The sequence below is a fragment of the Streptomyces sp. NPDC055243 genome, from assembly GCF_044544025.1.
In the GTDB taxonomy this organism is placed as follows: Bacteria; Actinomycetota; Actinomycetes; order Streptomycetales; family Streptomycetaceae; genus Streptomyces.
In genome coordinates, this window is sequence record NZ_JBITWR010000003.1 from 107,820 (window position 1) to 130,155 (window position 22,336).

The 22,336-nt window shown below is 71.5% G+C and carries 24 protein-coding genes and 1 tRNA gene; 10 read left to right on the forward strand and 15 right to left on the reverse strand.

The window, feature by feature from the left end; genetic code table 11:
- Nucleotides 1-61: 61 nt before the first annotated feature.
- The 3 genes from ACIGXX_RS10295 to ACIGXX_RS10305 form a co-directional block, all read right to left on the reverse strand.
- A complete protein-coding gene (locus ACIGXX_RS10295; protein WP_351168495.1) occupies nt 62-793 on the reverse strand; it encodes a nucleotidyltransferase family protein in 732 nt (243 codons plus the stop codon).
- A 26-nt stretch (nt 794-819) separates the two neighbouring features.
- Nucleotides 820-1,278: a hypothetical protein gene (locus ACIGXX_RS10300; protein WP_351168497.1), complete on the reverse strand. Its 459-nt coding sequence runs from the start codon at nt 1,276-1,278 to the stop codon at nt 820-822.
- Nucleotides 1,279-1,480: 202 nt separating this feature from the next.
- Nucleotides 1,481-2,617, reverse strand: coding sequence for a sn-glycerol-3-phosphate ABC transporter ATP-binding protein UgpC (locus ACIGXX_RS10305; RefSeq protein ID WP_351168499.1), 1,137 nt, complete (start codon nt 2,615-2,617; stop codon nt 1,481-1,483).
- A 198-nt stretch (nt 2,618-2,815) separates the two neighbouring features.
- On the opposite strand from ACIGXX_RS10305, the gene ACIGXX_RS10310 reads away from it, so the two are divergent.
- Nucleotides 2,816-2,889, forward strand: a tRNA-Thr gene (locus ACIGXX_RS10310).
- Between the two features lie 11 nt (nt 2,890-2,900).
- Here ACIGXX_RS10310 and ACIGXX_RS10315 read toward each other — a convergent pair.
- A complete protein-coding gene (locus ACIGXX_RS10315; RefSeq protein ID WP_399974550.1) occupies nt 2,901-4,295 on the reverse strand; it encodes an NAD(P)/FAD-dependent oxidoreductase in 1,395 nt (464 codons plus the stop codon).
- 119 nt (nt 4,296-4,414) lie between these two features.
- Here ACIGXX_RS10315 and ACIGXX_RS10320 point away from each other — a divergent pair, with 119 nt between their 5' ends.
- A complete protein-coding gene (locus tag ACIGXX_RS10320; RefSeq protein ID WP_361467189.1) occupies nt 4,415-5,176 on the forward strand; it encodes a thioredoxin domain-containing protein in 762 nt (253 codons plus the stop codon).
- On the opposite strand, the gene ACIGXX_RS10325 is transcribed toward ACIGXX_RS10320, so the two are convergent.
- On the reverse strand, nt 5,154-5,831 hold the full coding sequence (locus ACIGXX_RS10325) for a rhomboid-like protein (protein ID WP_361467186.1): 678 nt from the start codon (nt 5,829-5,831) through the stop codon (nt 5,154-5,156). The two genes, ACIGXX_RS10320 and ACIGXX_RS10325, sit on opposite strands and share 23 nt — an antisense overlap.
- A 34-nt stretch (nt 5,832-5,865) precedes the next feature.
- Between ACIGXX_RS10325 and ACIGXX_RS10330 the strand changes: the two genes are divergently transcribed.
- Nucleotides 5,866-6,759, forward strand: a complete 894-nt coding sequence (locus ACIGXX_RS10330; protein WP_351168507.1) for an aminoglycoside phosphotransferase family protein — start codon at nt 5,866-5,868, stop codon at nt 6,757-6,759.
- Nucleotides 6,760-6,780: 21 nt separating this feature from the next.
- Nucleotides 6,781-7,263 (forward strand): GNAT family N-acetyltransferase, encoded by a 483-nt coding sequence (locus tag ACIGXX_RS10335; protein WP_351168509.1) that lies wholly within the window; start codon nt 6,781-6,783, stop codon nt 7,261-7,263.
- 21 nt (nt 7,264-7,284) lie between these two features.
- Here the strand turns inward: ACIGXX_RS10335 and ACIGXX_RS10340 are convergent, their stop codons facing one another.
- Nucleotides 7,285-8,298 (reverse strand): zinc-binding dehydrogenase, encoded by a 1,014-nt coding sequence (locus tag ACIGXX_RS10340; RefSeq protein WP_366462476.1) that lies wholly within the window; start codon nt 8,296-8,298, stop codon nt 7,285-7,287.
- 123 nt (nt 8,299-8,421) lie between these two features.
- The gene (locus tag ACIGXX_RS10345) at nt 8,422-9,627 is read right to left on the reverse strand and encodes an NAD(P)-binding protein (protein ID WP_399974556.1); all 1,206 of its coding nucleotides are present in this window, start codon (nt 9,625-9,627) and stop codon (nt 8,422-8,424) included.
- Nucleotides 9,628-9,787: 160 nt separating this feature from the next.
- On the opposite strand from ACIGXX_RS10345, the gene ACIGXX_RS10350 reads away from it, so the two are divergent.
- Nucleotides 9,788-10,456, forward strand: coding sequence for a pentapeptide repeat-containing protein (locus tag ACIGXX_RS10350; protein ID WP_351168514.1), 669 nt, complete (start codon nt 9,788-9,790; stop codon nt 10,454-10,456).
- A gap of 96 nt (nt 10,457-10,552) precedes the next feature.
- On the opposite strand, the gene ACIGXX_RS10355 is transcribed toward ACIGXX_RS10350, so the two are convergent.
- The 3 genes from ACIGXX_RS10355 to ACIGXX_RS10365 form a co-directional block, all read right to left on the reverse strand.
- A complete protein-coding gene (locus ACIGXX_RS10355) occupies nt 10,553-11,050 on the reverse strand; it encodes a hypothetical protein (protein ID WP_351168516.1) in 498 nt (165 codons plus the stop codon).
- A gap of 116 nt (nt 11,051-11,166) precedes the next feature.
- Nucleotides 11,167-11,805, reverse strand: coding sequence for a response regulator transcription factor (locus ACIGXX_RS10360; RefSeq protein WP_351168518.1), 639 nt, complete (start codon nt 11,803-11,805; stop codon nt 11,167-11,169).
- Nucleotides 11,802-13,061, reverse strand: a complete 1,260-nt coding sequence (locus ACIGXX_RS10365; protein ID WP_399974560.1) for a sensor histidine kinase — start codon at nt 13,059-13,061, stop codon at nt 11,802-11,804. Before ACIGXX_RS10365 ends, ACIGXX_RS10360 begins: the two co-directional genes overlap by 4 nt.
- Before the next feature lie 300 nt (nt 13,062-13,361).
- Here ACIGXX_RS10365 and ACIGXX_RS10370 point away from each other — a divergent pair, with 300 nt between their 5' ends.
- The 4 genes from ACIGXX_RS10370 (at nt 13,362) to ACIGXX_RS10385 (ending at nt 17,292) form a co-directional block, all read left to right on the forward strand.
- On the forward strand, nt 13,362-13,919 hold the full coding sequence (locus tag ACIGXX_RS10370) for a heme-binding protein (RefSeq protein ID WP_399974563.1): 558 nt from the start codon (nt 13,362-13,364) through the stop codon (nt 13,917-13,919).
- Nucleotides 13,920-14,006: 87 nt separating this feature from the next.
- Nucleotides 14,007-14,612 carry an ankyrin repeat domain-containing protein gene (locus ACIGXX_RS10375; RefSeq protein WP_399974566.1) on the forward strand — a complete coding sequence of 202 codons (606 nt, stop codon included), beginning with the start codon at nt 14,007-14,009 and terminating at the stop codon, nt 14,610-14,612.
- Nucleotides 14,609-15,745 carry a YncE family protein gene (locus ACIGXX_RS10380; protein WP_366462480.1) on the forward strand — a complete coding sequence of 379 codons (1,137 nt, stop codon included), beginning with the start codon at nt 14,609-14,611 and terminating at the stop codon, nt 15,743-15,745. Before ACIGXX_RS10375 ends, ACIGXX_RS10380 begins: the two co-directional genes overlap by 4 nt.
- A 98-nt stretch (nt 15,746-15,843) precedes the next feature.
- Nucleotides 15,844-17,292 carry a M1 family metallopeptidase gene (locus tag ACIGXX_RS10385; RefSeq protein ID WP_383819055.1) on the forward strand — a complete coding sequence of 483 codons (1,449 nt, stop codon included), beginning with the start codon at nt 15,844-15,846 and terminating at the stop codon, nt 17,290-17,292.
- A gap of 4 nt (nt 17,293-17,296) precedes the next feature.
- Here the strand turns inward: ACIGXX_RS10385 and ACIGXX_RS10390 are convergent, their stop codons facing one another.
- The 4 genes from ACIGXX_RS10390 to ACIGXX_RS10405 all read right to left on the reverse strand — a co-directional run bounded on the left by ACIGXX_RS10390 (nt 17,297) and on the right by ACIGXX_RS10405 (nt 20,686).
- A complete protein-coding gene (locus ACIGXX_RS10390; RefSeq protein WP_361467169.1) occupies nt 17,297-17,812 on the reverse strand; it encodes a GNAT family N-acetyltransferase in 516 nt (171 codons plus the stop codon).
- A gap of 10 nt (nt 17,813-17,822) precedes the next feature.
- Complete coding sequence (locus ACIGXX_RS10395; protein ID WP_351168529.1) at nt 17,823-18,662, reverse strand: phosphoenolpyruvate hydrolase family protein; 840 nt, start codon at nt 18,660-18,662, stop codon at nt 17,823-17,825.
- 71 nt (nt 18,663-18,733) lie between these two features.
- The gene (locus ACIGXX_RS10400; protein ID WP_399974571.1) at nt 18,734-19,978 is read right to left on the reverse strand and encodes a Tm-1-like ATP-binding domain-containing protein; all 1,245 of its coding nucleotides are present in this window, start codon (nt 19,976-19,978) and stop codon (nt 18,734-18,736) included.
- A gap of 132 nt (nt 19,979-20,110) precedes the next feature.
- The gene (locus ACIGXX_RS10405) at nt 20,111-20,686 is read right to left on the reverse strand and encodes a TerD family protein (RefSeq protein WP_249589187.1); all 576 of its coding nucleotides are present in this window, start codon (nt 20,684-20,686) and stop codon (nt 20,111-20,113) included.
- Between the two features lie 197 nt (nt 20,687-20,883).
- Here ACIGXX_RS10405 and arfB point away from each other — a divergent pair, with 197 nt between their 5' ends.
- The gene (gene arfB, locus ACIGXX_RS10410; protein WP_351168620.1) at nt 20,884-21,321 is read left to right on the forward strand and encodes an alternative ribosome rescue aminoacyl-tRNA hydrolase ArfB; all 438 of its coding nucleotides are present in this window, start codon (nt 20,884-20,886) and stop codon (nt 21,319-21,321) included.
- A 93-nt stretch (nt 21,322-21,414) separates the two neighbouring features.
- Here arfB and ACIGXX_RS10415 read toward each other — a convergent pair whose 3' ends face one another.
- Nucleotides 21,415-21,933, reverse strand: coding sequence for a flavin reductase family protein (locus tag ACIGXX_RS10415; RefSeq protein WP_351168535.1), 519 nt, complete (start codon nt 21,931-21,933; stop codon nt 21,415-21,417).
- Nucleotides 21,934-22,336 lie beyond the last annotated feature (403 nt).

The following is a 22,336-nucleotide window of genomic DNA, read 5'->3' on the forward strand; positions in this document are numbered from 1 at the left end:
GGAGACGCGCGTGGAGATGCGCGTGGAGGGGGCGGCTCAACCGCGCGTGGAGGGGGGCGGCTCAACCGGTCTGAGCCGCGAGCTCCTTGGCCGCTTCCGTCAGATCCTTGGCGGTGTCGATCGCCCGCCAGTAGGCGCCCTGCGGCAGCGGGAAGCCCGCCAGGCTCTTCTCGCGTGCCAGGCGCGGGAACGTGGTGCGCTCGTGGTCGCCGCGGTCCGGCAGGAGTGCGGCGAAGGAGGCGGAGAAGACGTACACGCCCGCGTTGATCAGGTACGGGGACGGCGGGGACTCGATGAAGTCCGTGATGTGGCCGAACGCGTCCGTCTCGACGGCGCCCCACGGGATGCGGGGGCGGGCCAGGGCGAGGGTCGCGGTGGCGTCGCGCTCGGCGTGGAAGGCCGCCATGTCGCGCAGCGAGAAGCGGGTCCAGATGTCGCCGTTGGTCGCGTACCAGGGGCGGTCCGCGTGCGGGAGGTGGCGGGCGGCGTACTTGAGGCCGCCGCCGCGGCCCAGGGGCTCGTTCTCGACCACCGTGGTGACGTTCAGGGGGAGATCGGCCGACTCCAGCCACTCCTGGAGCACTTCGGCGAGATGGCCGCAGGAGACGACCGCGTCCGTCACGCCCTCGGCCGCCAGCCAGGAAAGCTGATGGCCGATGATCGGGGTCCCTGTGCCAGGGATCTCGACCATCGGCTTGGGCCGGTCATCGGTGTACGGACGGAGGCGCGAGCCCTGGCCACCGGCCAGGACGACGGCCTGCGTGGGCCTGTGAGCGTGAGGGTCGCCGGTCATGCCGGAAACCCTACGTGCCGGCCCGATCAGCCGTTCTGGTGGGCGGCGACGCCCGTCGCGAAGGACGTGTCGCAGACCGGGCGCGCATACGACTGGGCACGGGTCGGGCCGTACTTCTGGACGGCCGCGCGGCCGAGGGCACGGGCGATGGAGACGCAGTGCCGGGCGAGCGACGGGTGGCGGTTCACCTCCTGCTGGAGGTGGGTGAGCGCGAGGCCCGGGTTCCTCTCCTGGAGCTCAAGGAGCAGCCGGTCGCGCAGGAGGTCCTGCGGGGCGCGCGACTTGGCCGGCTTGGAGAGGTCGCCGGAGGACGCGGTGAGCATCGAATCCGAGGAGTTCCCGGACCAGTTGACGCTGGTGACCGCGAGGGTCCCGGAGAGCACCAGCATCACGGGCAGGACGAGGGCGAGCGTGCGGCCGATGCGTCGGGCGGGGCCTCGGTGGGCTCGGCGCGGCTTCTGGGTGTAGTTGGCGGAGTGCGTCACGCGAGTGAGCGTAGCGGTCGGTGATGATTTGGCGACATTACGTCACTCGGTCGAGCGACGGAGAATGAGGTTTCTCTGGAGCGGTGTTGACGGGGCCTCGGCGAAATGACCGGTCTGCCGGGGTATTTGTCGACAACGTGGGCGCACGCGCAGGGCCCCGCACCGAGGTGCGGGGCCCTGCACGTGCTGGTGAGGCGGCCCGTCAGTCGGTGAGGCGCTCGCCCGTCGACGTCGAGAACACGTGGATCTCGCCCGGACGCGGCACGACGTGCAGCTGGGTGCCCTTCTCGGGGACCCGGCGGCCGTTCACGCGGACCACGAGGTCCTTGTGCTCGCCGCCGACCTCGGCGGAGCCGTAGACGTAGCCGTCGGCGCCGAGCTCCTCGACGACGTTCACGGAGACGGCGAGGCCCGCCGGGGCGTCCTCGGTCTCCTTGGAGAGGGACTTCGCGGTGGAGCCGTCCTGCTCGACGATGTCGAAGTGCTCCGGACGGACGCCGACGGTGACCGTGCGGTCGCCCTTGTCGGCGGCGGCGGACAGCGCCTCGCGGTTGACCGGCACCACGGAGTTGCCGAACTTCACGCCGCCGTCGGTGATCGGGACCTCGACGAGGTTCATGGCGGGGGAGCCGATGAAGCCCGCGACGAAGAGGTTGGCCGGGCGGTCGTACATGTTGCGCGGCGAGTCGACCTGCTGGAGCAGACCGTCCTTCAGCACGGCCACGCGGTCGCCCATGGTCATGGCCTCGACCTGGTCGTGGGTGACGTACACGGTGGTGATGCCCAGGCGCCGCTGGAGGGACGCGATCTGCGTACGGGTGGAGACACGCAGCTTGGCGTCGAGGTTCGACAGCGGCTCGTCCATGAGGAAGACCTGGGGCTCACGCACGATGGCGCGGCCCATGGCGACACGCTGGCGCTGACCGCCGGAGAGCGCCTTGGGCTTGCGGGCCAGGTAGTCCGTGAGGTCGAGGATCTTCGCCGCGTCCTCGACCTTCTGGCGGATCTCGGCCTTGTTGACGCCGGCGATCTTCAGGGCGAAGCCCATGTTGTCGGCGACGGTCATGTGCGGGTAGAGCGCGTAGTTCTGGAACACCATGGCGATGTCCCGGTCCTTGGGCGGCAGGTGCGTGACGTCGCGCTCACCGATGCGGATGGCGCCGGCGTTCACGTCCTCCAGGCCCGCGAGCATGCGCAGGGAGGTGGACTTTCCGCAGCCGGAGGGACCGACGAGGACGAGGAATTCGCCGTCCGCTACGTCGAGCTCGAGCTGGTCGACGGCGGGCTTGTCGCCACCCGGGTAGATGCGGGTCGCCTTGTCGAACGAAACAGTGGCCATGGTGAGGGCCCCTTCCACCGGCAGGAACGTGCCGGACGATCCGAGTAGAGGGAGTGGTGTAGTCCACCTGAGTGAACTGCTCGGACGGTACCCCGGGGGGGACCGCTCTGTCAGTAGTCCTGCGGCTGCGACCTTCGAGGAAATTTTCGACGGGGGCACCGGCGGTGTTGGTTACACTGCACGGGCACGTCAGTGCATGCCTCCTTAGCTCAGATGGCCAGAGCAACGCACTTGTAATGCGTAGGTCGTCGGTTCGAATCCGACAGGGGGCTCTTTTTTCTGCCTAGTGGCGGCCCGACAGGCGGTCCGCGATGCGGGCCAGGCGGGGGGCCGTGGGCGTCGGGGTGGTCAGTTCTCGGCGGTCCGCGTTGCGGTACGTCGCGTACATGCCCTGGACGCCGATCCAGCGGAACGGTTCCGGTTCCCACTTGCGGACCTTGTGGTTGACCCAGGGCAGGGTCGTGAGGTCCGTGGGGCCCGCCTGGCCCGAGTCCTGCTGGACCAGGTCGCGCAGGGTGCGGGCCGCGAGGTTGGCGGTGGCGACGCCCGAGCCGACGTAGCCGCCCGCCCAGCCCAGGCCCGTCGCGCGGTCCAGGGTGACCGTGGCGCACCAGTCGCGGGGGACGCCCAGGACCCCGGACCAGGCGTGGGCCACCTCGACCCCGGCCAGCTGCGGGAAGAAGCGGGTGAGGATCTCGCGCAGGGCCTCGATCGTGGCCGGTTGCGTGCGGCCGTCGTTGTCCGTCTTCGAGCCGAAGCGGTACGGGACGCCTCGGCCGCCCAGTGCTATGCGGCCGTCGGCGGTGCGCTGGGCGTACATGTACGCGTGCGCCATGTCGCCGAGGGTCTCGCGGCCCTCCCAGCCGATCGACTCCCACTGGGTGGGCGACAGGGGCTCCGTCGCGATCATTGAGGAGTTCATCGGGAGCCACGTGCGGCGCTGGCCCTTCAGGGACGCCGTGAAGCCCTCCGTGCAGCGCAGGATGTAGGGGGCGCGGACCGTGCCGTACGGGGTGATGGCGTGCTTGGGCTTGATCTCCGTGACCGGCGTCGATTCGTGGATCGTCACGCCCAGTGCCTCGACCGCCGCCGCCAGGCCCTTCACCAGTTTCACCGGGTGCAGGCGCGCGCCGTGCGGGGTCCAGGTGGAGCCGACGGCGCCCGCGACGCGGATCCGGTCGGCCGTCTCCCGGGCGCCGTGCAGCGTGCGCTCCTTCTCGCCGTACGCGAGTTCCGTCGCGTGGAACTCCTTCAGGCGTGCCAACTGGGCAGGCGTGTACGCCACTTCGAGTACGCCGCCGTGGTGGATGTCCGCCTCGATCGACTCGTCGGCGGCGGCGCGGATCACCTCGTCGACGGTCTCGTTCATCGCCTCCTGGAGGCGGACCGCGGCCTCCCTGCCGTGCAGGCGGGCGTAGCGGTCGCGGCCCGCGATGCCGTTGTAGAGCCAGCCGCCGTTGCGGCCGGAGGCTCCGTACCCGCAGAACTTCTGTTCCAGGACGGTGATGCGGAGGAAGGGGGCGGCCTTCTTCAGGTAGTACGCGGTCCACAGGCCCGTGTAGCCGCCGCCGACAATGCAGACGTCGGCACTCTCGTCGCCCGGCAGGGGTTCACGGGGGGCCGGGGTGCCGTCGTCCGTGTACCAGTACGAGATGCCGCCGTTGATCGTGCTGCTCATGCGCGGGACGTTACTGCGCTGGTGGGGGCTTTGGGGAGGGGTTCAGGGCAGGGCATTCCGATACGTTGATCCGGCACGTGGCGGAGCGTCACGTGCCGGATCGACAAAGGACAGTTCAGATGGCCGTACGCAAGGCCGGGCGCATCGTCGCCGCGGTGGCCGCCACCGCACTTCTCGCCGGGGGCGCAGCCGCCTGCGGGCCCGAGGACCTCACGGGCGGGAGCGACGACAAGGGGTCGGCCTCGGAGTCCGCCGCCACCGGCGGTTCCGGTGGCCCCGAGGCGAAGGAGCCGCCGGCCGGCACCGACGCGCTCGCGAAGACGCCCGCCACGGTGAAGGGCGGCGTGATCACCGTCGGCGACCCGAAGGCCGCGCACACGGTCAAGCTGTACGAGGACGCGCGCTGCCCGATCTGCAAGAAGTTCGAGGAGACCGGCGCGCAGGCCCTGGTGAAGCCGGTGGCCGACGGCAAGGTGAAGGTCGAGTACACGCTCGCCTCGTTCCTCGACAAGAACCTCGGCGGCAGCGGCTCGGTCAACGCGGCGAACGCGCTGCGCGCCTCGGTGGACGCGGGCAAGTTCCCGCAGTTCCACGCCGCGGTCTTCGCCAACCAGGCCGAGGTCGAGACCGACGACGCCTACACGCCCGCCTTCCTGCTGAAGATCGCCGACAAGGTGGACGGGCTGCGGGGCGCCGAGTTCGACAAGGCGGTGCACAAGGGCACGTACAAGAAGTGGGTCGGTGAGGCCATGCAGGCCTTCACCGACGACGGCATGCAGGGCACGCCGACCGTCGTCATCGACGGCAAGAAGGCGGACAGCAACTCGCTGTTCGACCAGGACACGTTCGCCAAGGAGCTCAAGGCGTCCGGGATCTCCTGAATCTCCTGACCGCCCATCGTGCCGGTGCCGGGCGTACGGCGCTCCGGGTCAGCGGGTAGCAGGCGAGGCCGATCAGGACCGACGTGAAGTGGCCCAGGTCGGTGAAGGTCCTGCCGGTGATCAGTGGAGTGCCGTACACGGCGATGACGACGAGGAGATACGCGTATCTCCAGGGGGCGGGGACCCAGTAGGTGAGGACCGCGATCACGCCCGCGAGGGCGTAACTGACGCCCACATCAAGGGTGTTGACCGATGACGGCGGCGCGGCGCCGTGGTGGATCGCCAGCGCGAGGACGCCCTCGCTGATGAGCGTGGCCATGACGTGCGCGCCCGCGGCCACCGCGAGCCAGCGCGCCGTGCCGAGCCAGCGTTCGGCGGTGGCGTGGAACACGGTGTAGAGCACGGCGTACGAGAGCCAGGTGCCGCCGTCGATCCACAGCGCGCTGGAGATCAGGACGCGGACGGGGTTCTTGGACAGCTCGTGGATGTTCGTGGAGCGCTGGCGCAGGAAGTCCTGCTCGAACTCCGGTGACATGTGGTGCATCGCGACCGTCGTGACGAAGAGGATCGCGAGCCAGGTGTACGTCCCCGGGGCGCCGCGGATGTAGGCCAGGACAGCCTGCCTCGCGGGCCTCGTGGCCCGAAGAATCCCCATGCGGTGATTGACCCACGCCGGTAGCGTCGCGGGCGTGATCGACATTCGCATTCCGGACGGGCTGATCGAGTCGCAGTACGAGTACGCGGGGGAGCCGGGCCGTGCCTTCATCGCGGCGCTGCCCGCGCGCGTGACGGAGTTCGTCGAGCGGTGGGACCTGAGGGTCGACGGGCCCCCGATGCACGGCATGGCCGCGCTCGTGCTGCCCGTGGTGCGGCGGGGCGACGGCACTCCCGCCGCGGTCAAGTTCCAGCTCCTGGACGAGGAGACCGAGGGGGAGCCCGTCGGGCTGCGCGTGTGGGACGGGGACGGGGCGGTGCGGCTGCTGGACCACGACGCCGGCACGGGCACGATGCTGCTCGAACGCCTCGACTCCGGGCGGATGTTGTCGACGATGAAGGACACCCGGAAAGCCGTGCTCGTCATCGCCGAGCTGCTTGCGCGGCTCACCGCCGTGCCCGCGCCGCAGGGGATGCGGGGGCTGGGGGACATCGCGGCGGAGATGGTCGACGATCTGCCTCAGGCGCTGAAGGCGATCTCCGACCCGGCCGAGCGCGCGATCGTGGAGCGGTGCGGGGGCGCGGTGCGCGAGGTCATGGGCGAGCCCGGTGACCGGCTGTTGCACTGGGACCTGCACTTAGAGAACGTCCTGGCGGCCGAGCGCGAGCCGTGGCTCGCCATCGACCCGAAGCCGCTGGCCGGGGACCCCGGCTTCGACCTCTGGCCCGCGCTCAACAACCGCTTCGACGTGGACGACGTGCTGTGGCGGTTCGACGCGATGAGCGAGGTGCTCGGGCTCGACCGGGAGCGGGCGCGCGCGTGGACGCTGGGGCGGGTGCTGCAGAACGCGCTGTGGGAGATCGAGGACGGGCGGGCGCTGGACGAGGAGGATCTGGAGGTCGCCCGGCTGCTGTTGGGGGTGCGGTGAGCCGCGTCGTACCCTGCGGCCATGATTCGTGCCGCCACCCCTGCCGACGTGCCCCTCATCCACGCCATGGTCCGCGACCTGGCGGAGTACGAGAAAGCCCTCGACGAAGCGAGGGCCACCGAGGAGCAGCTGCGTGAAGCGCTCTTCGGGGAGCGGCCCGCCGCGTTCGCGCACATCGCGGAGGCGCAGGACGCGTCGGGCAAGAGCGAGGTCGTCGGGTTCTCGCTGTGGTTCCTGAACTTCTCCACGTGGCGCGGGGTGCACGGGATCTACCTGGAGGACCTGTACGTACGGCCCGAGGCGCGCGGCGGCGGCCACGGCAAGGCGCTGCTGACCGAGCTCGCGCGGATCTGTGTGGAGCGCGGTTACGAGCGCCTCGAGTGGTCCGTGCTCGACTGGAACGAGCCGTCGATCAACTTCTACAAGTCGCTCGGTGCGCTGCCGCAGGACGAGTGGACCGTGTACCGGCTGACCGATGAGGCGTTGGCGGGACTCGGGGCCTGAGCGGGTTTCCGCTGAGCCGTTCTACGGGATCAGGACCACCTTGCCCGTCGTACGGCGGCTCTCCAGGTCGGCGTGGGCTGTTGCCGCCTTCGACAGGGGGTAGCGCTGGATCGCCGGGGTGAAGTGGCCCTTCGCCGCTTCGGCCAGGGCCGCGAGCTCCAGGGTGCGGACCGGGTTGTCGCCGCCCGCCTTCCGCATCATGACCGGGCCGAGGACGCCGGTCTGGGTGATGCCGCGGGCCGCCAGCTGCTCGTCGGTGAAGGTCAGGGGCTCGCCGTCGTGCGGGCCCTTGCCCGACCAGCCGAAGACGAGGTGTTCGCCGCCGCGGGCGAGGAGGTCCACGGCGGCCCGGCCGGGCGCCCCGCCCACGCCGTCGAAGACGACGGTGGCGCCGGGGACGCCGAGCTTCGCCAGGTAGGCGTGCGCCTCGTCCGGCCAGTCCGGGTTCGTGTAGTCGACGGCGAGGTCGGCGCCGTTCGCCTCGACGCGGGCCGTCTTCTCCGGGCCGCCCGCCAGCCCGATCACGGTGGCGCCCGCGTGCTTGGCGTACTGGACCAGGAGCGTGCCGATGCCGCCCGCCGCCGCCGGGACGACGGCCACGGAGTCGGGGGTCAGCTCGGCGAACTGAAGGATTCCCATCGTCGTACGGCCCGTGCCGATCAGGGCCACGGCCTCCGCGTCGTCCAGGCCTTCGGGGATCTCGTGCAGCCGGGAGGCCTCCGTGACGGCCAGCTCGGCGTAGCCCCCGGGGGCGAAGCCGATGTGGGCGACCACGCGCTTGCCGAGCCAGTTCGCGTCGACTCCCTCGCCGAGGGACTCGACCGTGCCGGCCACCTCGCGGCCCGGGATCGTGGGCAGCTCGGGGAGTTCGGGGAGCGGGCCCTTGATTCCCTCGCGGATGGCGGTGTCCAGGAGGTGCACGCCCGCCGCTGTCACCGCGATGCGGAGCTGGCCGGGGGCCGGGACCGGGTCCGGGGTCTCCTCGTACGTGAGGTGGTCGGCCGGGCCGAAGGTGTGCAGGCGGATGGCGTGCATGGGGGGTGCTCCCTGGACGAGGACGAGGACGTGGGCTTGGTCGTGGTCGTGGTCGTGGGCTTGGGTGTCGGGTCGGGGTCTCGGGGTCGGTGAGGTGGTGGGCCTGGACGCCAGCCTGGTTCCTCAAGCGGACTTGAGGTCAAGCCTTGTGGAGGTCAGTGCGAGCGTCACCGCCTCCAGCGCGCTGTTGAAGGACACCTCGGAGAGCAGGCCGGGCGCGGCGACCTGGTCACCGGCCAGGTAGACGCCGTCGCCGCGGTCGATCGCCGGGCGGTCCCGCCAGGTGGTGCCGGGCAGGTCCACCGCGCCGGTGCGGCCGTTGGACACGGCGTCGCGGCGCCAGACCAGGCGGTCGCGCCAGCCGGGGAAGCCGAGGTCGAGCAGGTGGTCGGCGCGGGCCACGCCGTCCGCCTTGGACTCGTCGGGGGAGAGGGGGATCTGACCCTGGATCAGTTCCTGCCCGGCGGGGGCGAGGGTGCGGTCCTGTGTGGTGAACCGTTCGATCCAGCCGGTCCCGTCCAGGTCGGAGATGGCGAACGGGTCGACCCTGCGGGAGGTGAGGGCCACGTCGACGAGGGTCGTGCGGGCGCTGTCCCACTGGAGGGTGTCGTCCTGGAGGAGCCGGCGGGCCGCGGGGAGGGAGGTGGCGACGACGACGGGGCCCGTGGCGGGGAGCGAGGCGAGGCTGTCGACGCGGGACAGCGTCTCCACGCGTACCCCCAGGTTCCAGGCGAGGGTCGCCATGCGGTCGATGACCGAGCCCCAGCCGCCGCGCGGGTAGTGCGCCTCCGGGGGCAGCTTCGTGGCGCGGCGCAGGCGCTCGTGCACGAACCTGGCGGAGAGGGAGCCGGGGTCGTGGTGGAACGTCGCCACGGCGATGTAGTGCGCGGCGGCGCGTGCGCCTTCCTCGCCGACCTCGGCGGTGGCCCAGGTCATGAAGTCCTCGTCCACCGGCGCCTGTTCGGGCCTGCGGCGCAGGAGCTTCAGCATCGCGAGAGGTGGGGTACGGCGGAGCCTGCCCTGGTGGTGGAGGCGCAGGCGGGTGCCTTCGATGGGCGGGAGGGAGGCGAGGGGGCCGATGAGGTCGCGCTGCTTGAGCCAGGTCCAGTGGGGCCCGCCGTTGTAGAGGGCGTGCGGGCCTTCGTTCGTGCGGTACGCGCCTTCGGCGGTGCGCGCTCGGCCGCCGAGGGTGTGGTGGGACTCGTGGATGGTGACGCGGGCGCCGGATTCGGCGGCGGTGATGGCCGCGGTGAGACCGGCGAAGCCGCCGCCGATGACGGTGAGGTGCGTGGTGGGGGTGGGGTTGGAGTGCTTGGGGTTGTTGCGCATGGGGTGCTCCTGTCGTGGTCGGGCGCGGGCAGCCGCGCCTGGCTGCGCCCACTCGGTACGGCCTGCTCGGTACGGCCTACTCGATACGACGGACAGGGGTGCCCTGGATGTGACATCGGGGTGCGGCGGCGTTGTCAGTGGGTGGGTGCACGATGGGGGCATGGGACAGAGGGATGCGGCAGCGGTGAAGAAGGCTCGGCGGCCTGAGGTGCGGTTGCCCGCGCTGCGGGAGTTCGACGGGGGCGAGTTGGAGCCCGACGGGGATTACGACGGGTTCGGGTTCCGGGACCTCGATCTCGCGGGGCAGGACGGCGGGGGAGCGCTGTTCCTGGACTGCGCGATGACGGGCTGCGGGGTGACCGAGACGCGGCTCAGCAGGGCGCGGTTCGTGGACTCGGTGCTGACGGAGCTGCGGGGGGTCGGCACGGAGCTGGTGGAGGCGTCGCTGCGGGACGTGGAGGTGGTGGACGCGCGGCTGGGGGGCGTTCAGCTGCACGGGAGCGTGCTGGAGCGGGTCGTCGTACGGGGCGGGAAGATCGACTATCTGAACCTGCGGAAGGCGCGGTTGAAGGACGTCGTCTTCGAGGGGTGCGTGCTGGTGGAGCCGGACTTCGGGCAGGCGGCTCTGGAGCGGGTGGAGTTCGTGGGCTGCGTGCTGAAGGGGGCGGACTTCAGCGGGGTCCGGATGAAGGACGTCGACCTGAGGGGGGCCGCGGAGGTGGACATCCTGCGGGGGATCGACTGCCTGGCGGGGGCGGTGATCAGTACGGCGCAGCTGATGGATCTGGCGCCGGCGTTCGCCGCGCAGGTGGGGGTGCGGGTGGAGTAGCGGCCGGGTTTGGCTGGGTGGTTCCGGTCCGCCGGTGGGTGCGGTGTCTCTCCGTGGGTGGTGCGGGCCGCTGCGACCGGCGTACGCGCTGGGCGCTTATGCCCGGGGGAATCGGGACTGGAGGGTCCAGATGGTGGGGTTGTCCGCCAGGGACTCGTGGAGGTCGATGAGGTCCGCCAGGAGATCCTGGAGGAAGTCCCGCGCCTCGCGGCGGAGCTCGGAGTGGGAGAACGTCAGCGGGGGCTCCTCCGCCCGCATCCAGTCCGCCTCGATGTCCACCCACCCGAAGCGCCGGGTGAACAGCATGCGGTCCGTCGACTCCGTGAAGTCGAGCTCCGCGTGCTGAGGACGGGAGGCCCTGCTCCCCCGGGGGTCCTGGTCCACGAGCTCGACGATGTCGCACAGCGCCCACGCGAAGTCGAGGACGGGAACCCATCCCCAGGCTGTGGACAGCTCCCGGTCCGCCTTCGTGTCCGCGAGATACACGTCCCCGCAGAACAGGTCGTGCCGCAGCGCGTGGACGTCCGCGCGGCGGTAGTCGAACTGCGGGGGGTCGGGAAAGCGGTGGGAGAGGGCGTAGCCGATGTCGAGCACGTGAGTGATGGTGTCATGGCGGCGGAGGCCACCTGTCGATGCCTGCCGGTGCTTGTCGGTGCCCGCCGATGCCCGTCCGTCCCTGTTGGTACCTGTCGATGCCTGTTGATGCTTCCTCACGGCAGCAGGCGCTGTTCCTTCGCCACCGCCACCGCTCCGGCCCTCGTGTCCACGCCGAGCTTGTCGTAGATACGGCCCAGGTGCGTCTTCACCGTGGCCTCGCTGATGAACAGCGCGCGGGCGATGTCGCGGTTGCCGAGCCCGTGGGAGAGCTGGGCGAGGATGTCGAGCTCGCGGTCCGTGAGGGTCGGCAGCGGCTTGCGCATGCGGGCCATCACGCGGGACGCGACCGGCGGCGAGAGCGTGGTGCGGCCCTGCGCGGCGGCGTGGATAGCGGCGAAGAGCTCCTCGGGGCGCTCGGCCTTCAGGAGATAGCCCGTGGCGCCCGCCTCGATGGCGCGGGTGATGTCGGCGTCCGTGTCGTACGTCGTCAGGACCAGGACGTGCGGCGGGGCGGCGGGCGCCGTGATCCGGCGGGTCGCCTCCACTCCGTCCATTCCCTCGCCCAGCTGGAGGTCCATCAGGACCACGTCCGGGGTCAGCTTCGCGGCCAGCGCGATCGCCTCCTCGCCCGTGCCCGCCTCGCCGACCACCTCGATGTCCGGCGCGCTGCCCAGCAGGGCGAGCAGTCCGGCGCGTACGACGACGTGGTCGTCGCAGACCAGCAGGCGGACCGGGGAACTGTCGGGCGTCATGACGTCTCCTGGGGGGAAAGCGGGATCGCGACCGAGAGCACCGTGCCCTCGCCCGGTGCCGACTCGATCGTCAGTGTGCCGCCGAGCTGTCGTGCCCTGGCGCGGATCGCGGGCAGTCCGTGGCCCCGCCGGTCGGGGGCGGGCCGCGGCTCGGCGGGTGTGAAGCCGCGGCCGTCGTCCGCGACGTCGAGCACCACCTGGTCGTCCAGGTGGGTGAGCGTCAGCGCCGCCGTCCGCGCGCCGGCGTGCTCCGTCACGTTGGCCAGGGCGCCCTGCGCGATGCGCAGGAGCGCTGACTGCGTCCGGTCCGGGAGCGGGACCGGCGTGCCCTCGGAGTGGAAGCGGACCGTGAGGCCCGCGTCCCGCGCGGTGCGCGCGGCCAGCGTCCGCAGTGCCTCGTCGAGGCCGCCGCCGTCGGCGAGGTCGGCGGGCGCCAGGTCGTGCACGAAGCGGCGGGCCTCGGTGAGGCCGCGTTCGGTGATCGACTCGGCCGTACGGACATGGGTGCGGGCCTTGGCCGGGTCCGTGTCCCAGACGCGGTCGGCGGCCTGGAGCAGCATCTGCTGGCTGGACAGGCCCTGGGCGAGGGTGTCGTGGATCTCCATGGAGATGCGCTGGCGTTCGGCGAGGGTGCCTTCGCGGCGCTCGGTGGCGGCCAGTTCGCGGCGGGTGCGGATGAGGTCGTCGATCAGTTCGCGCTGGCGGCCCGCCTGGCGCTGCATGTAGGCGAAGACCGCCGTCGCGATCGCCGACACGGCGGGCGGCCCGAGGATCAGGTCGGGGTCGTAGCGGCCCGCGAGCCGCAGCTGCGACGCGATGACGCAGCCGGTCAGGACGGCCACCAGGACCAGGGCCGCGCGCGGCGGCAGCGTCCGGAGCCCGGTGAAGAAGAGCGGCACCGCGCACCACCCGAAGCTCGGCGCGAGGACGACGAGGACCAGCCAGACCCCGACGACCAGGGCGAGCCAGGTCAGGCGGCGGGGGGTGGGACGGGTGCCGGGTGCCGGGCCGGACGCGTACGACGCGGAGTGCTTTCCCCGCAGGGCCGCGGTGAGCGGTGGAAGGGCGTAGAGGACGGCGAGGACCACCGAGAGCACGATGATCCACGGGACGCGCGCGCCGCCGGGGTGGCGCAGCAGGAAGCGGGCCAGCGAGGTGGCGAGGAGCAGGTAGAACGCCGCGTGCATGACGGCGGCGAGCCATCGGGCGTCGGGGTCCGGCGTGCGGGGGTCGAGGCCCGGCGTGCGCTGTCCCACTGGGGCGCCTCCCTCTCGTACAGCCTCGTGCCGCCGTCTCTCATGTCGCCGTCACGCGGTCGCTGAACTGCGCAAACAACCTCATTGTGGCCCGGCGGGACCACCGAGGGGTCAACCGATCGGTTGACCCTGGTGTCGGCCGAGTCGCGCGCGGCTCCCAGCCGGTACGCCGAGGGGTGCGGGCCGGATGCGGCCGGAGGATTGGTGGCAGAGGAAAACAACCTCCCCGAACACCCCGAACACCCTGAACATCCTGAACACCCCCGAACTCCGCCCCACCTTCACCTTGAGGAGCACCCCGTGCAGAAGATCTCCCGCCGCACCCGCGTCCTGACCATCGCCGCCACCGCCGCCGTTCTCGGCGCGGTCACCTTCGGCGCCGTCTCCGCCAGCGCCGAGTCCCCGGCCGCCGCCCCCAAGGCCGCCGTCGCCGCCGACGCGGCCAACAAGAACCTCACGCAGTCGACGCACCTGAACGTCGCCGCCGCGACCAAGGCCGCCCAGGCCACCCTCGACGCCGCGAAGAAGGAGAACCAGCGCGTCTCCGTCGCCGTCGTGGACCGCAACGGCAACACCATCGTCGAGCTGCGCGGCGACGGCGCGGGCCCGCAGTCCCCCGAGTCCGCCGTGAAGAAGGCGTACACCGCCGTCTCCTGGAACGCGCCCACCTCCGAGCTGGTCAAGCGCCTGGAGCAGGCCCCGAACCTGAAGGACATCCCCGGCACCCTGTTCCTCGCGGGCGGTGCGCCGGTCACCGCCAAGGACGCGCCCATCGCGGGCATCGGTGTCGCGGGCGCCCCGAGCGGCGACCTGGACGAGAAGTTCGCCAAGGCGGGCGTCGCGGCGCTCGGCCGCTGAAGCCGCTGAGCCGCGAAGCTGCCGAGGCCGGCTGATCTCATGATGCCGAGGCTGTTCCCGGTCCGTACGACGACGAGGAGAACGATCATGACAAGGACCGCTGTCGACCAGCGGCTGCTCGACGCCGCACACGCCGGGAACGCCGCCGAGGTGAGAGCCGCCATCGACGCGGGCGCCCGCGTCGAGACCCGCGACACCGAGCTGCGCACGCCCCTGCTGCTCGCCGCCCTCGGCGATCACGTCGAGGCCGCGCAAGTCCTGGTGGCCGCGGGAGCGGACGTCGACGCGCAGGACCATCGCGCCGACAGCCCCTGGCTGGCCACCGGCGTGACGGGCAGCGTCGCCATGCTGCACGTGCTGCTTCCCGCGGGGCCCGACCTGAAGCTCCGCAACCGTTTCGGCGGGATCTCCGTGATCCCGGCCTCGGAGCGCGGCCATGTCGCGTACGTACGGGAAGTCCTGCGCGTCACCGACATCGACGTCGACCACGTCAACGACCTCGGCTGGACCGCCCTGTTGGAGGCCGTGATCCTCGGCGACGGCGGCCGGGCCCACCAGGAGATCGTGGAGCTGTTGCTCGCCGCGGGCGCCACGCCCGGCCTCGCCGACCGGGACGGCGTCATGCCCCTCGCGCACGCGGAGCGGCACGGATTCGCGGAGATCGCCGCGCTGCTGAGGGACGCCTCCTCGTGAGGGCGCCCCGAGCGGGAGTCGCCGCCGGGGCCGCCCTCCTGAGCGCCGCCGTCCTCGCGGGCTGCGGCGCCGGCGGGACCGGCGGCGACGGCCCCGCGGCAGCCGGCTCCGGGCCCGCCCGCGCGACCGCCACCGCCACCCTCCCCGCAGAGCAGCGCACCCCCGAAGGCACCCTCCTGGTCGCCGACTTCGGCTCGGACACCGTCACGTTCGTCGACCCCGAGCGCGGCCCCGTCGAGTCCGTGAAGGTCGGCACCGCCCCCTACGGGCTGACCGTGGGGGAGGACGGCCGTGCCTGGGTCGCCACCGCGGACGCCGTCGCGGTCGTGGACACCCGCACCCGCGAGCGCGTCGACACCATCCCGTACGAGACCGACAGCGGCCCCGCGACGACCGGCGAGTACCGCGGCGGCGGCATGGGCATCGCCCTCGCCCCGGACGGCGAGCACGCCTACGTCGGCGTCAACGTGCCCGGCGGCAACGGGACGTTGGAGGTCATCGACACCGGCAGGCGCGAGGTCACCGACACCGTCCCGGTGGGCCGACGGCCCTTCGACGTGGACGTGTCCAAGGACGGTCGCGAGGTCTACGCGACCAACCACGACTCCTTCGACGTGACGGTCGTACGCGCCGACTCCCTCAAGCCCCGCCGCATCGAAGTCGCCCCCTACGGCACCGAAGGCGGCCTCGGTTCCTGGCTCAAGCCGCACTACGCCGCCGTACGCCCCTCGGACGGCAAGCTCCTGTTGCCCTTCGAGGGCGAGAAGCTCGTGGTGCTCGACCCGCGCACCGGCGAGTCCGACATCGAGAAGATGACGGCCAACACCCATCAGCACGGCGCGCGGATCACCGGCGACGGCACGCTGTTCGCGGTCGGCACGGGACCCATCGACCCCTCGTCGGACGAGGGCCCCTCGCTGACCATGCGTACGAAGGACGGCAAGGAGAAGGTCTTCCCGCTCGACGGGCCGCACGAGGACGTCGCCGTCTCCGAGGACGGCGGCACCGCCTACGTCACCGGCGGCTTCACCCGCGACGGATTCTGGAACGGGATCACCGTCGTCGACCTGGAGAGCGGAGACACCCGCCGCCTCCCGGCAGGGGAGCGCCCGTTGGGCGTCGCGGTGCTCTAGGGCGGGGCCCCGGGGCGCGGAGAAGGCGCGGAGAGGGGGCGCGCAGAGGCATGGACATGGCATGGACAGGGTGCGGGCAAGGTGCCCGGCCCGAACATATGCCGCATAAGATCACAGGCGTGCACCTACGATCCACCGCGCTGCGCGGCACCTCGGCCGTCGCCCTCACCGCCCTCGCCCTCACCGCCTGCAGCGGCTCCGGAGTGCACGGCACGCCCGGGGCCGACGGCGTGCGTGACCCGTACTTCCCGAAGCTGGGCAACGGCGGCTACGACGTCGCGCACTACGACCTGACCCTCGGGTACGACCCCGACGCGCGCCACCTCACCGGCACGGCCGAGGTCACGGCGCGCGCCACCCAGGACCTCAGCGCCTTCAACCTCGACCTCAAGGGCCTGGACGTGCGGGGCGTGGCCGTCGAGGGGAAGGACGCCTCCTTCCACCGCGACGGGCAGGAGCTGACGATCCGGCCCGCGGACGACCTCGACAAGGGCGAGACGTTCCGCACGACCGTCCGCTACTCCGGCAGCCCGGAGACGATCACCGACCCGGACGACTCCGAGGAGGGCTGGCTGCGGACGGAGGAGGGGGCCCTGGCGCTCGGCGAGCCGACGGGCTCCATGGCGTGGTTCCCCTCCGCCAACCACCCCTCGGACAAGGCCTCGTACGACATACGCGTCACCGTCCCGCAGGGCCTGAAGGCCGTCTCCAACGGCGAGTTGACCCGCGAGTCCACCAAGAACGGCCGCACCACCTTCGCCTGGCACAGCGCCGAGCCGATGGCGAGCTATCTCGCGACGGTGGCGATCGGGCCGTACGAGGTGAAGAGGTCGACGACGAAGTCCGGCATCCCGGTGCTCACGGCGGTCGATCCCTCCGAGGCCAAGGCCGGTGCGAAGGCGCTCGCCCGCATCCCCGAGATCATGGAGTGGCAGGAGCTGAACTTCGGCCCCTACCCCTTCTCGTCGACCGGCGCGATCGTCGCCCAGGAGGGCGACGCGGGGTACGCCCTGGAGACCCAGACGCGCCCCACCTTCCCCGGCGCCCCCGACACCGGGCTCATCGTCCACGAGCTGGCGCACCAGTGGTTCGGGAACTCCGTGACGCCCAAGTCCTGGCGGGACATGTGGCTCAACGAAGGCTTCGCGACGTACGCCGAGTGGCTCTGGGAGGAGGACCACGACGGCGACAGCGTGCAGGAGACCTTCGACCAGATCTACGCGGACGACTACTACGAGGACCAGGAGGACAACGACGCCATCTGGGCCTTCCCGCCCGCGAAGCCGCCGTCCGCCGCGACCATCTCGGACAGCCCGGTGTACGAGCGGGGCGGCATGGTCATCCACAAGATCCGCCAGGCGGTGGGCGACGACACCTTCTACGACATCGTGCAGGGCTGGACGAAGGCCCACCGCCACGGCAACGCGGACACCGAGGACTTCACGCGCTACGTGGAGAAGCACGCGGGCAGCGAGGCCGCGCGCGAGAAGGTGCGCGCGATCTGGGGCCCGTGGCTGTACGGGGACGGAAAGCCGGACCGCCCGTAGGGACTCACAGCAGCGGCTTGCGCAGCACGGCGCAGGGGCGGCCCGCTTCGAGATCGTCCCGGTGGTCGATGACCTCGTACCCGAGCCCGCTCCAGAAGGCGAGCCCGGCGTCGTTCCCCGCGAGCACCGCGAGCCGCACGCCGGTGCGCCCGTCCTCCCGGAAGCGCTCCTCGATCCGCTCTGCCAGCTCGCGGCCGAACCCCTGGCGTTGCCGCCCGGCGTCGACCATGAGCAGGCCGATCCACGGGTCGGGGTCGGCGGGGTCGGGATGCCGGTCCAGCGTGATGCCGATCCCGACGACCCGCCCCTCGGACCGCGCGACGAGCACCTGGGCCCCCGGCACCGCCAGCTCGTCCGCGAGCGCGGCGGCGACCTGTTCGGGGCGGATGTCGTCCGGGTCGGGGAAGTCCCCGGAGAGGGCGTGGAAGACGTGGTTCGACGCGTACAGGGCGGTGAGCTCGGTGAGCAGCTCACCGGGGAGCGCGCCGTCCTCGGCGGAGGCGAGCGGTTCGAGGATCATGCGGCGCAGGTTAGTTGACCTGAGTCCGCAGGGATTTGAAGGCGCGGGTCTGGTCCACGATCGCCCGCTCCGTGGGGAGGCGTTCGATCGACGAGGCGCCGAAGAAGCCGACGACTCCCGTGGTGCGGGACAGGACGTGGGCCGCGTCCCGCGGCTCCGCGATGGGGCCGCCGTGGCACAGGACCAGGATGTCGGGGTTCACGCGTTTGGCCGCGTCGTGCATCTCCTGGACCGCGGTGGCCGCCTGATCCAGGGTCAGGGCCGTGCCCGCGCCGATCGAGCCCTTCGTCGTCAGGCCCACGTGCGGGACCAGGACGTCCGCGCCCGCGCGGGCCATGTCCGCCGCCTGGTCGGGGTCGAAGACGTAGGGGGTGGTCAGGAGGTCGCGGGCGTGGGCCTCGCGGATCATGTCCACCTCCAGGCCGTACCCCATGCCCGTCTCCTCCAGGTTGGTGCGGAACGTGCCGTCGTACAGGCCGACCGTCGGGAAGTTCTGTACGCCGCTGAAGCCCATCCCCTTCAGCTCGTCCAGGAAGCGGCGCATGTCGCGGAACGGGTCGGTGCCGCAGACCCCGGCCAGGACCGGGGTGTCCTTCACCACCGGGAGCACCTCCCTGGCCATGTCCACCACGATCGCGTTCGCGTCGCCGTACGGGAGCAGGCCCGCCAGCGAGCCGCGGCCCGCCATCCGGTAGCGGCCCGAGTTGTAGATGATCAGGAGGTCCACGCCGCCCTCCTCCGCGCACTTGGCGGAGAGGCCCGTGCCCGCTCCCGCGCCGATCACCGGATTGCCCTTCGCCACCTGGGAGTTGAGGCGCTCCAGGGCTTCCGTGCGGGTGATGTGTGTCATGGGGTGCTCCTCAGCGAGTCGTGCGACAGCGAGTCGTGCGACGGATGCGGTGTCACGTCATGGCGTCTGGTTCAGCGCTTCAGCGCGCGTGCGCCGATCAGCTCGTCCAGGCGGTCGGCCATCGCCACCGCGAACTCCGCGTCGTTGATGTGTGCGTCCAGCTCGTGGAGCCGTACGGTGCTGCCCCGCAGCGTCGTCCGCAGCGCGTTCAGCCCGGCCTCGTCCGCCGCCGTGTCCTGGAACGGGCCGCCCTCGGTGTCCACCGCCGAGACCCCGCGCAGCGGCCAGAAGAAGTCGACGGGGCCGCGCGCGGCGGCGAGCCGGTGGCCGAGGGTGGCGCCGAGCGCGGCCATCTCCTCGGCCGTCGTACGCATCAGGGTGACCGTGGGGTTGTGGACGAGCAGGGTGCGCTCGGCGAAGCGGGGCGGGACGGTCGACGCGGGGCCGAAGTTGACCATGTCGAGGGCGCCGGGGGCGACCACCTGCGGGATGCCCGCGCGGCCCGCGGCGGTGAGGCGCTCGGGGCCCGCGGAGAGGACGCCGCCGACCAGCTCGTCGGCGAGTTCGGTGGTCGTCAGGTCCAGTACGCCGTCCAGCAGGCCGTCGGACGCCAGCTTCTCCACCGCACGGCCGCCCGAGCCCGTGGCGTGGAAGACCAGCACCTCGTAGCCGAGCTCGTCGAGGCGGGCGCGGGCCGCGTCGATCGCGGGTGTCGTCACGCCGAACATCGTCGCGGCGACCACCTTGCGGCCCCGGCCCGCCAGTTCGTCGTGGTTGCGCTCGAAGCGGCGTGCCATGCCCGCGGCTGCCGCCGCCGCGTTGCCGAGGACCTGCCGGGAGACCGCGTTGATGCCGGAGATGTCCACGACGCTGTACATCAGGGTGATGTCGCTGCTGCCGACGTACGGCGCCACGTCACCGCCCGCCATCGTGCTGACCAGGACCTTAGGCACTCCGATCGGCAGTGCGCGCATGGCCTGCGCGGCGATCGACGAGCCGCCGCTGCCCCCGGCGGCGAGCACCGCGTGCAGCCTGCCCTGCCGGTGCAGGTCGAGGACCACCTCGGTCACGCCGTCCGCCATCGCGGCCACGGCCGCGCCCCGTTCGCCCGCGGTGCGCAGCTTCGCCAGGTCGTGGCCGGCCGCGCGGGCCACGGCGTCGGCCGTGACGTCGGGGGCGGGGGCCTGGGCGGGCGGGGGCAGTATGCCGGTGTCGACGAGCAGGGTGTCGCTGCCGTACTCCCTGAGCCGCTCGCGCAGCCAGGCGTACTCCGCGCCTTTGGTGTCGAGCGTCCCGACCAGCACCACGGTCGCCATGGCCCTCACACTCCCTCAAGTGGTGGGTGGTGCACACGATCCTGCGGCCCCGGAGCCGTCACGGCAACGGCGAGGGCCCCCGGCGGAGATTCCGCCGGGGGCCCTCGGGAACTGCTGACTGCCTTATGAACCTCAGACGTTGACGCCGAAGTCCTGCGCGATGCCGACGAGGCCGGACGCGTAGCCCTGGCCGACCGCGCGGAACTTCCACTCGGCGCCGCTGCGGTACAGCTCGCCGAAGACCATGGCGGTCTCGGTGGCGGCGTCCTCGCTCAGGTCGTAGCGGGCGATCTCCGTGCCGCCGGCCTGGTTGATGATGCGGATGAAGGCGTTCCGCACCTGGCCGAAGTTCTGCGAGCGGTTCTCGGCGTCGTAGATCGAGACCGGGAAGACGATCTTGTCGATGTCCGCCGGGAGGCCCGCCAGGTTGACCTTGATCTGCTCGTCGTCGCCCTCGCCCTCACCCGTGACGTTGTCACCGGTGTGCTCGATGGTCTGGTCCGGCGTCACCTTGTTGTTGAAGAAGACGAAGTGCTGGTCCGAGAAGACCTTGCCCTGCGGGTTCACCGCGATGGCCGAGGCGTCCAGGTCGAAGTCGGTGCCAGTGGTGGTACGGACGTCCCAGCCGAGGCCCACGGTGACGGCGGTCAGGCCCGGAGCCTCCTTGGTGAGCGAGACGTTGCCACCCTTGGACAGGCTTACTGCCATTGTTGGGAGTCCCTTCCCTCGTTGCGTACGAACGGGCTTCGTACTGGGGACGAAGCTACCGTCACCTCTATGAACGTCGACCGGGGTCCCAGAGGTTCCAGCTCCTTTTACTTTCTTTACTCATCTCTCGCGTCACTCCCGACACAAGGGAGGCGCGCCGTTAATACGGGTGACGTGGACCGGACAGACGCGGGACCATAGGACCCATGTCCGGTCCCTATGTCATCCGCGGCTCCGTCTGTCTGCCCGAGGCCGAGCTCATGTGGCGCTTCTCCAGGTCCTCAGGGCCGGGCGGTCAGCACGTCAACACCAGCGACTCGCAGGTGGAGCTGCGCTTCGATCTGGCCGGCACGGAAGCGCTGCCTCCGGTGTGGAAGGAGCGTGCCCTGGAGCGGCTCGCGAGCCGGCTCGTCGGCGGTGTCGTCAGCGTCCGGGCCTCCGAGCACCGCTCCCAGTGGCGCAACCGCGAGATGGCGGCAACCCGCCTGGCCTCGCTGCTCGCCGAGGCCACCGCGCCGCCGCCCAGGCCCCGCCGGGCCACGAAGATCCCCCGCGGGATCAACGAACGGCGCCTTCGTGAGAAGAAGCAGCGCGGTCAGACCAAGCGCGGCCGCTCGGGCGAGGGCTGGGGCTGAGCTCCTGCGGCGTCGCGGGCCGTCGTCGCGGGTCGTCGTCGCGAGCCCTCGCGGGCAAAGGTGCGACAGCAAATGTCGTTCAACCCGAAACCATCAGCCCAGCTGTCGGTACTTCCCCTTGAAGTACATCAGCGGCCCCCCGTCGGCGCTCGGCAGAGCAGCCGAAAGTACTCGCCCGATGACGAGGGTGTGATCACCCGCTGTCACCGTCTGTTCGGTCCTGCACTCCAGCGTCGCGAGCGCGCCGCCGACCAAGGGCGCCCCGGACGACTCCCCCCGTACGTAGGGGATGTCCTCGAAGAGCAGCCGGTCGCTGATCCTGCCCTTCATCGCGAACCGGCCCGCGATGTGGCGCTGGCTCTCGGAGAGCACCGAGACGCCCCACATCGGCTGCTCGTCGAGCAGGTCGTCCATCCGGGACCCCTCACGCAGGCTGACCAGCACGAGCGGCGGGTCGAGGGAGACGGAGAGGAAGGCCGTCGCGGTCATGCCGACGTCCTCGCCGACCGGCGCCCGGGGATCGTCCGCGTCGAGGGAGGGCTCGCAGGCGGTCACCAGGACCACACCCGCGGCGAGCCGGGACATGGCGGCGCGGAACTGTTCGTTGCTCACCCCCACAGGATGCCCGTCCGGCGACGGGGTGCGGGGGGCGGGAGGGGCGGGGAGAGTCGCGGAAGCGCTCTCCGGGGATGTCTTCAGTACGGGAACCACGGGAGTGACGCTAGCCCGGTCACCCCAGTCGCCACATCGGGCCGAGGGCCGAGACCGGGCCTAGGTCCGATGGCCGATGCGCCGCCGCCGGGAGCTCGCGGGGCGGGTGCCCGGCGAGTGGACTGGACCAACGAAGGCTTCCCATCTGTGACTTGAGTCACAGGACCCATATTTTGTTGACCCTGTGTACCGAGTGAGCTGCTCGCTGTGATTCAGTGACGGTGGCAATCAGACACTGAGAGAACTCAGGTACGACGAGAACACTAAGGGCGCTGCGAATCCTGGAGTTGCTGTCGAGGTCTCG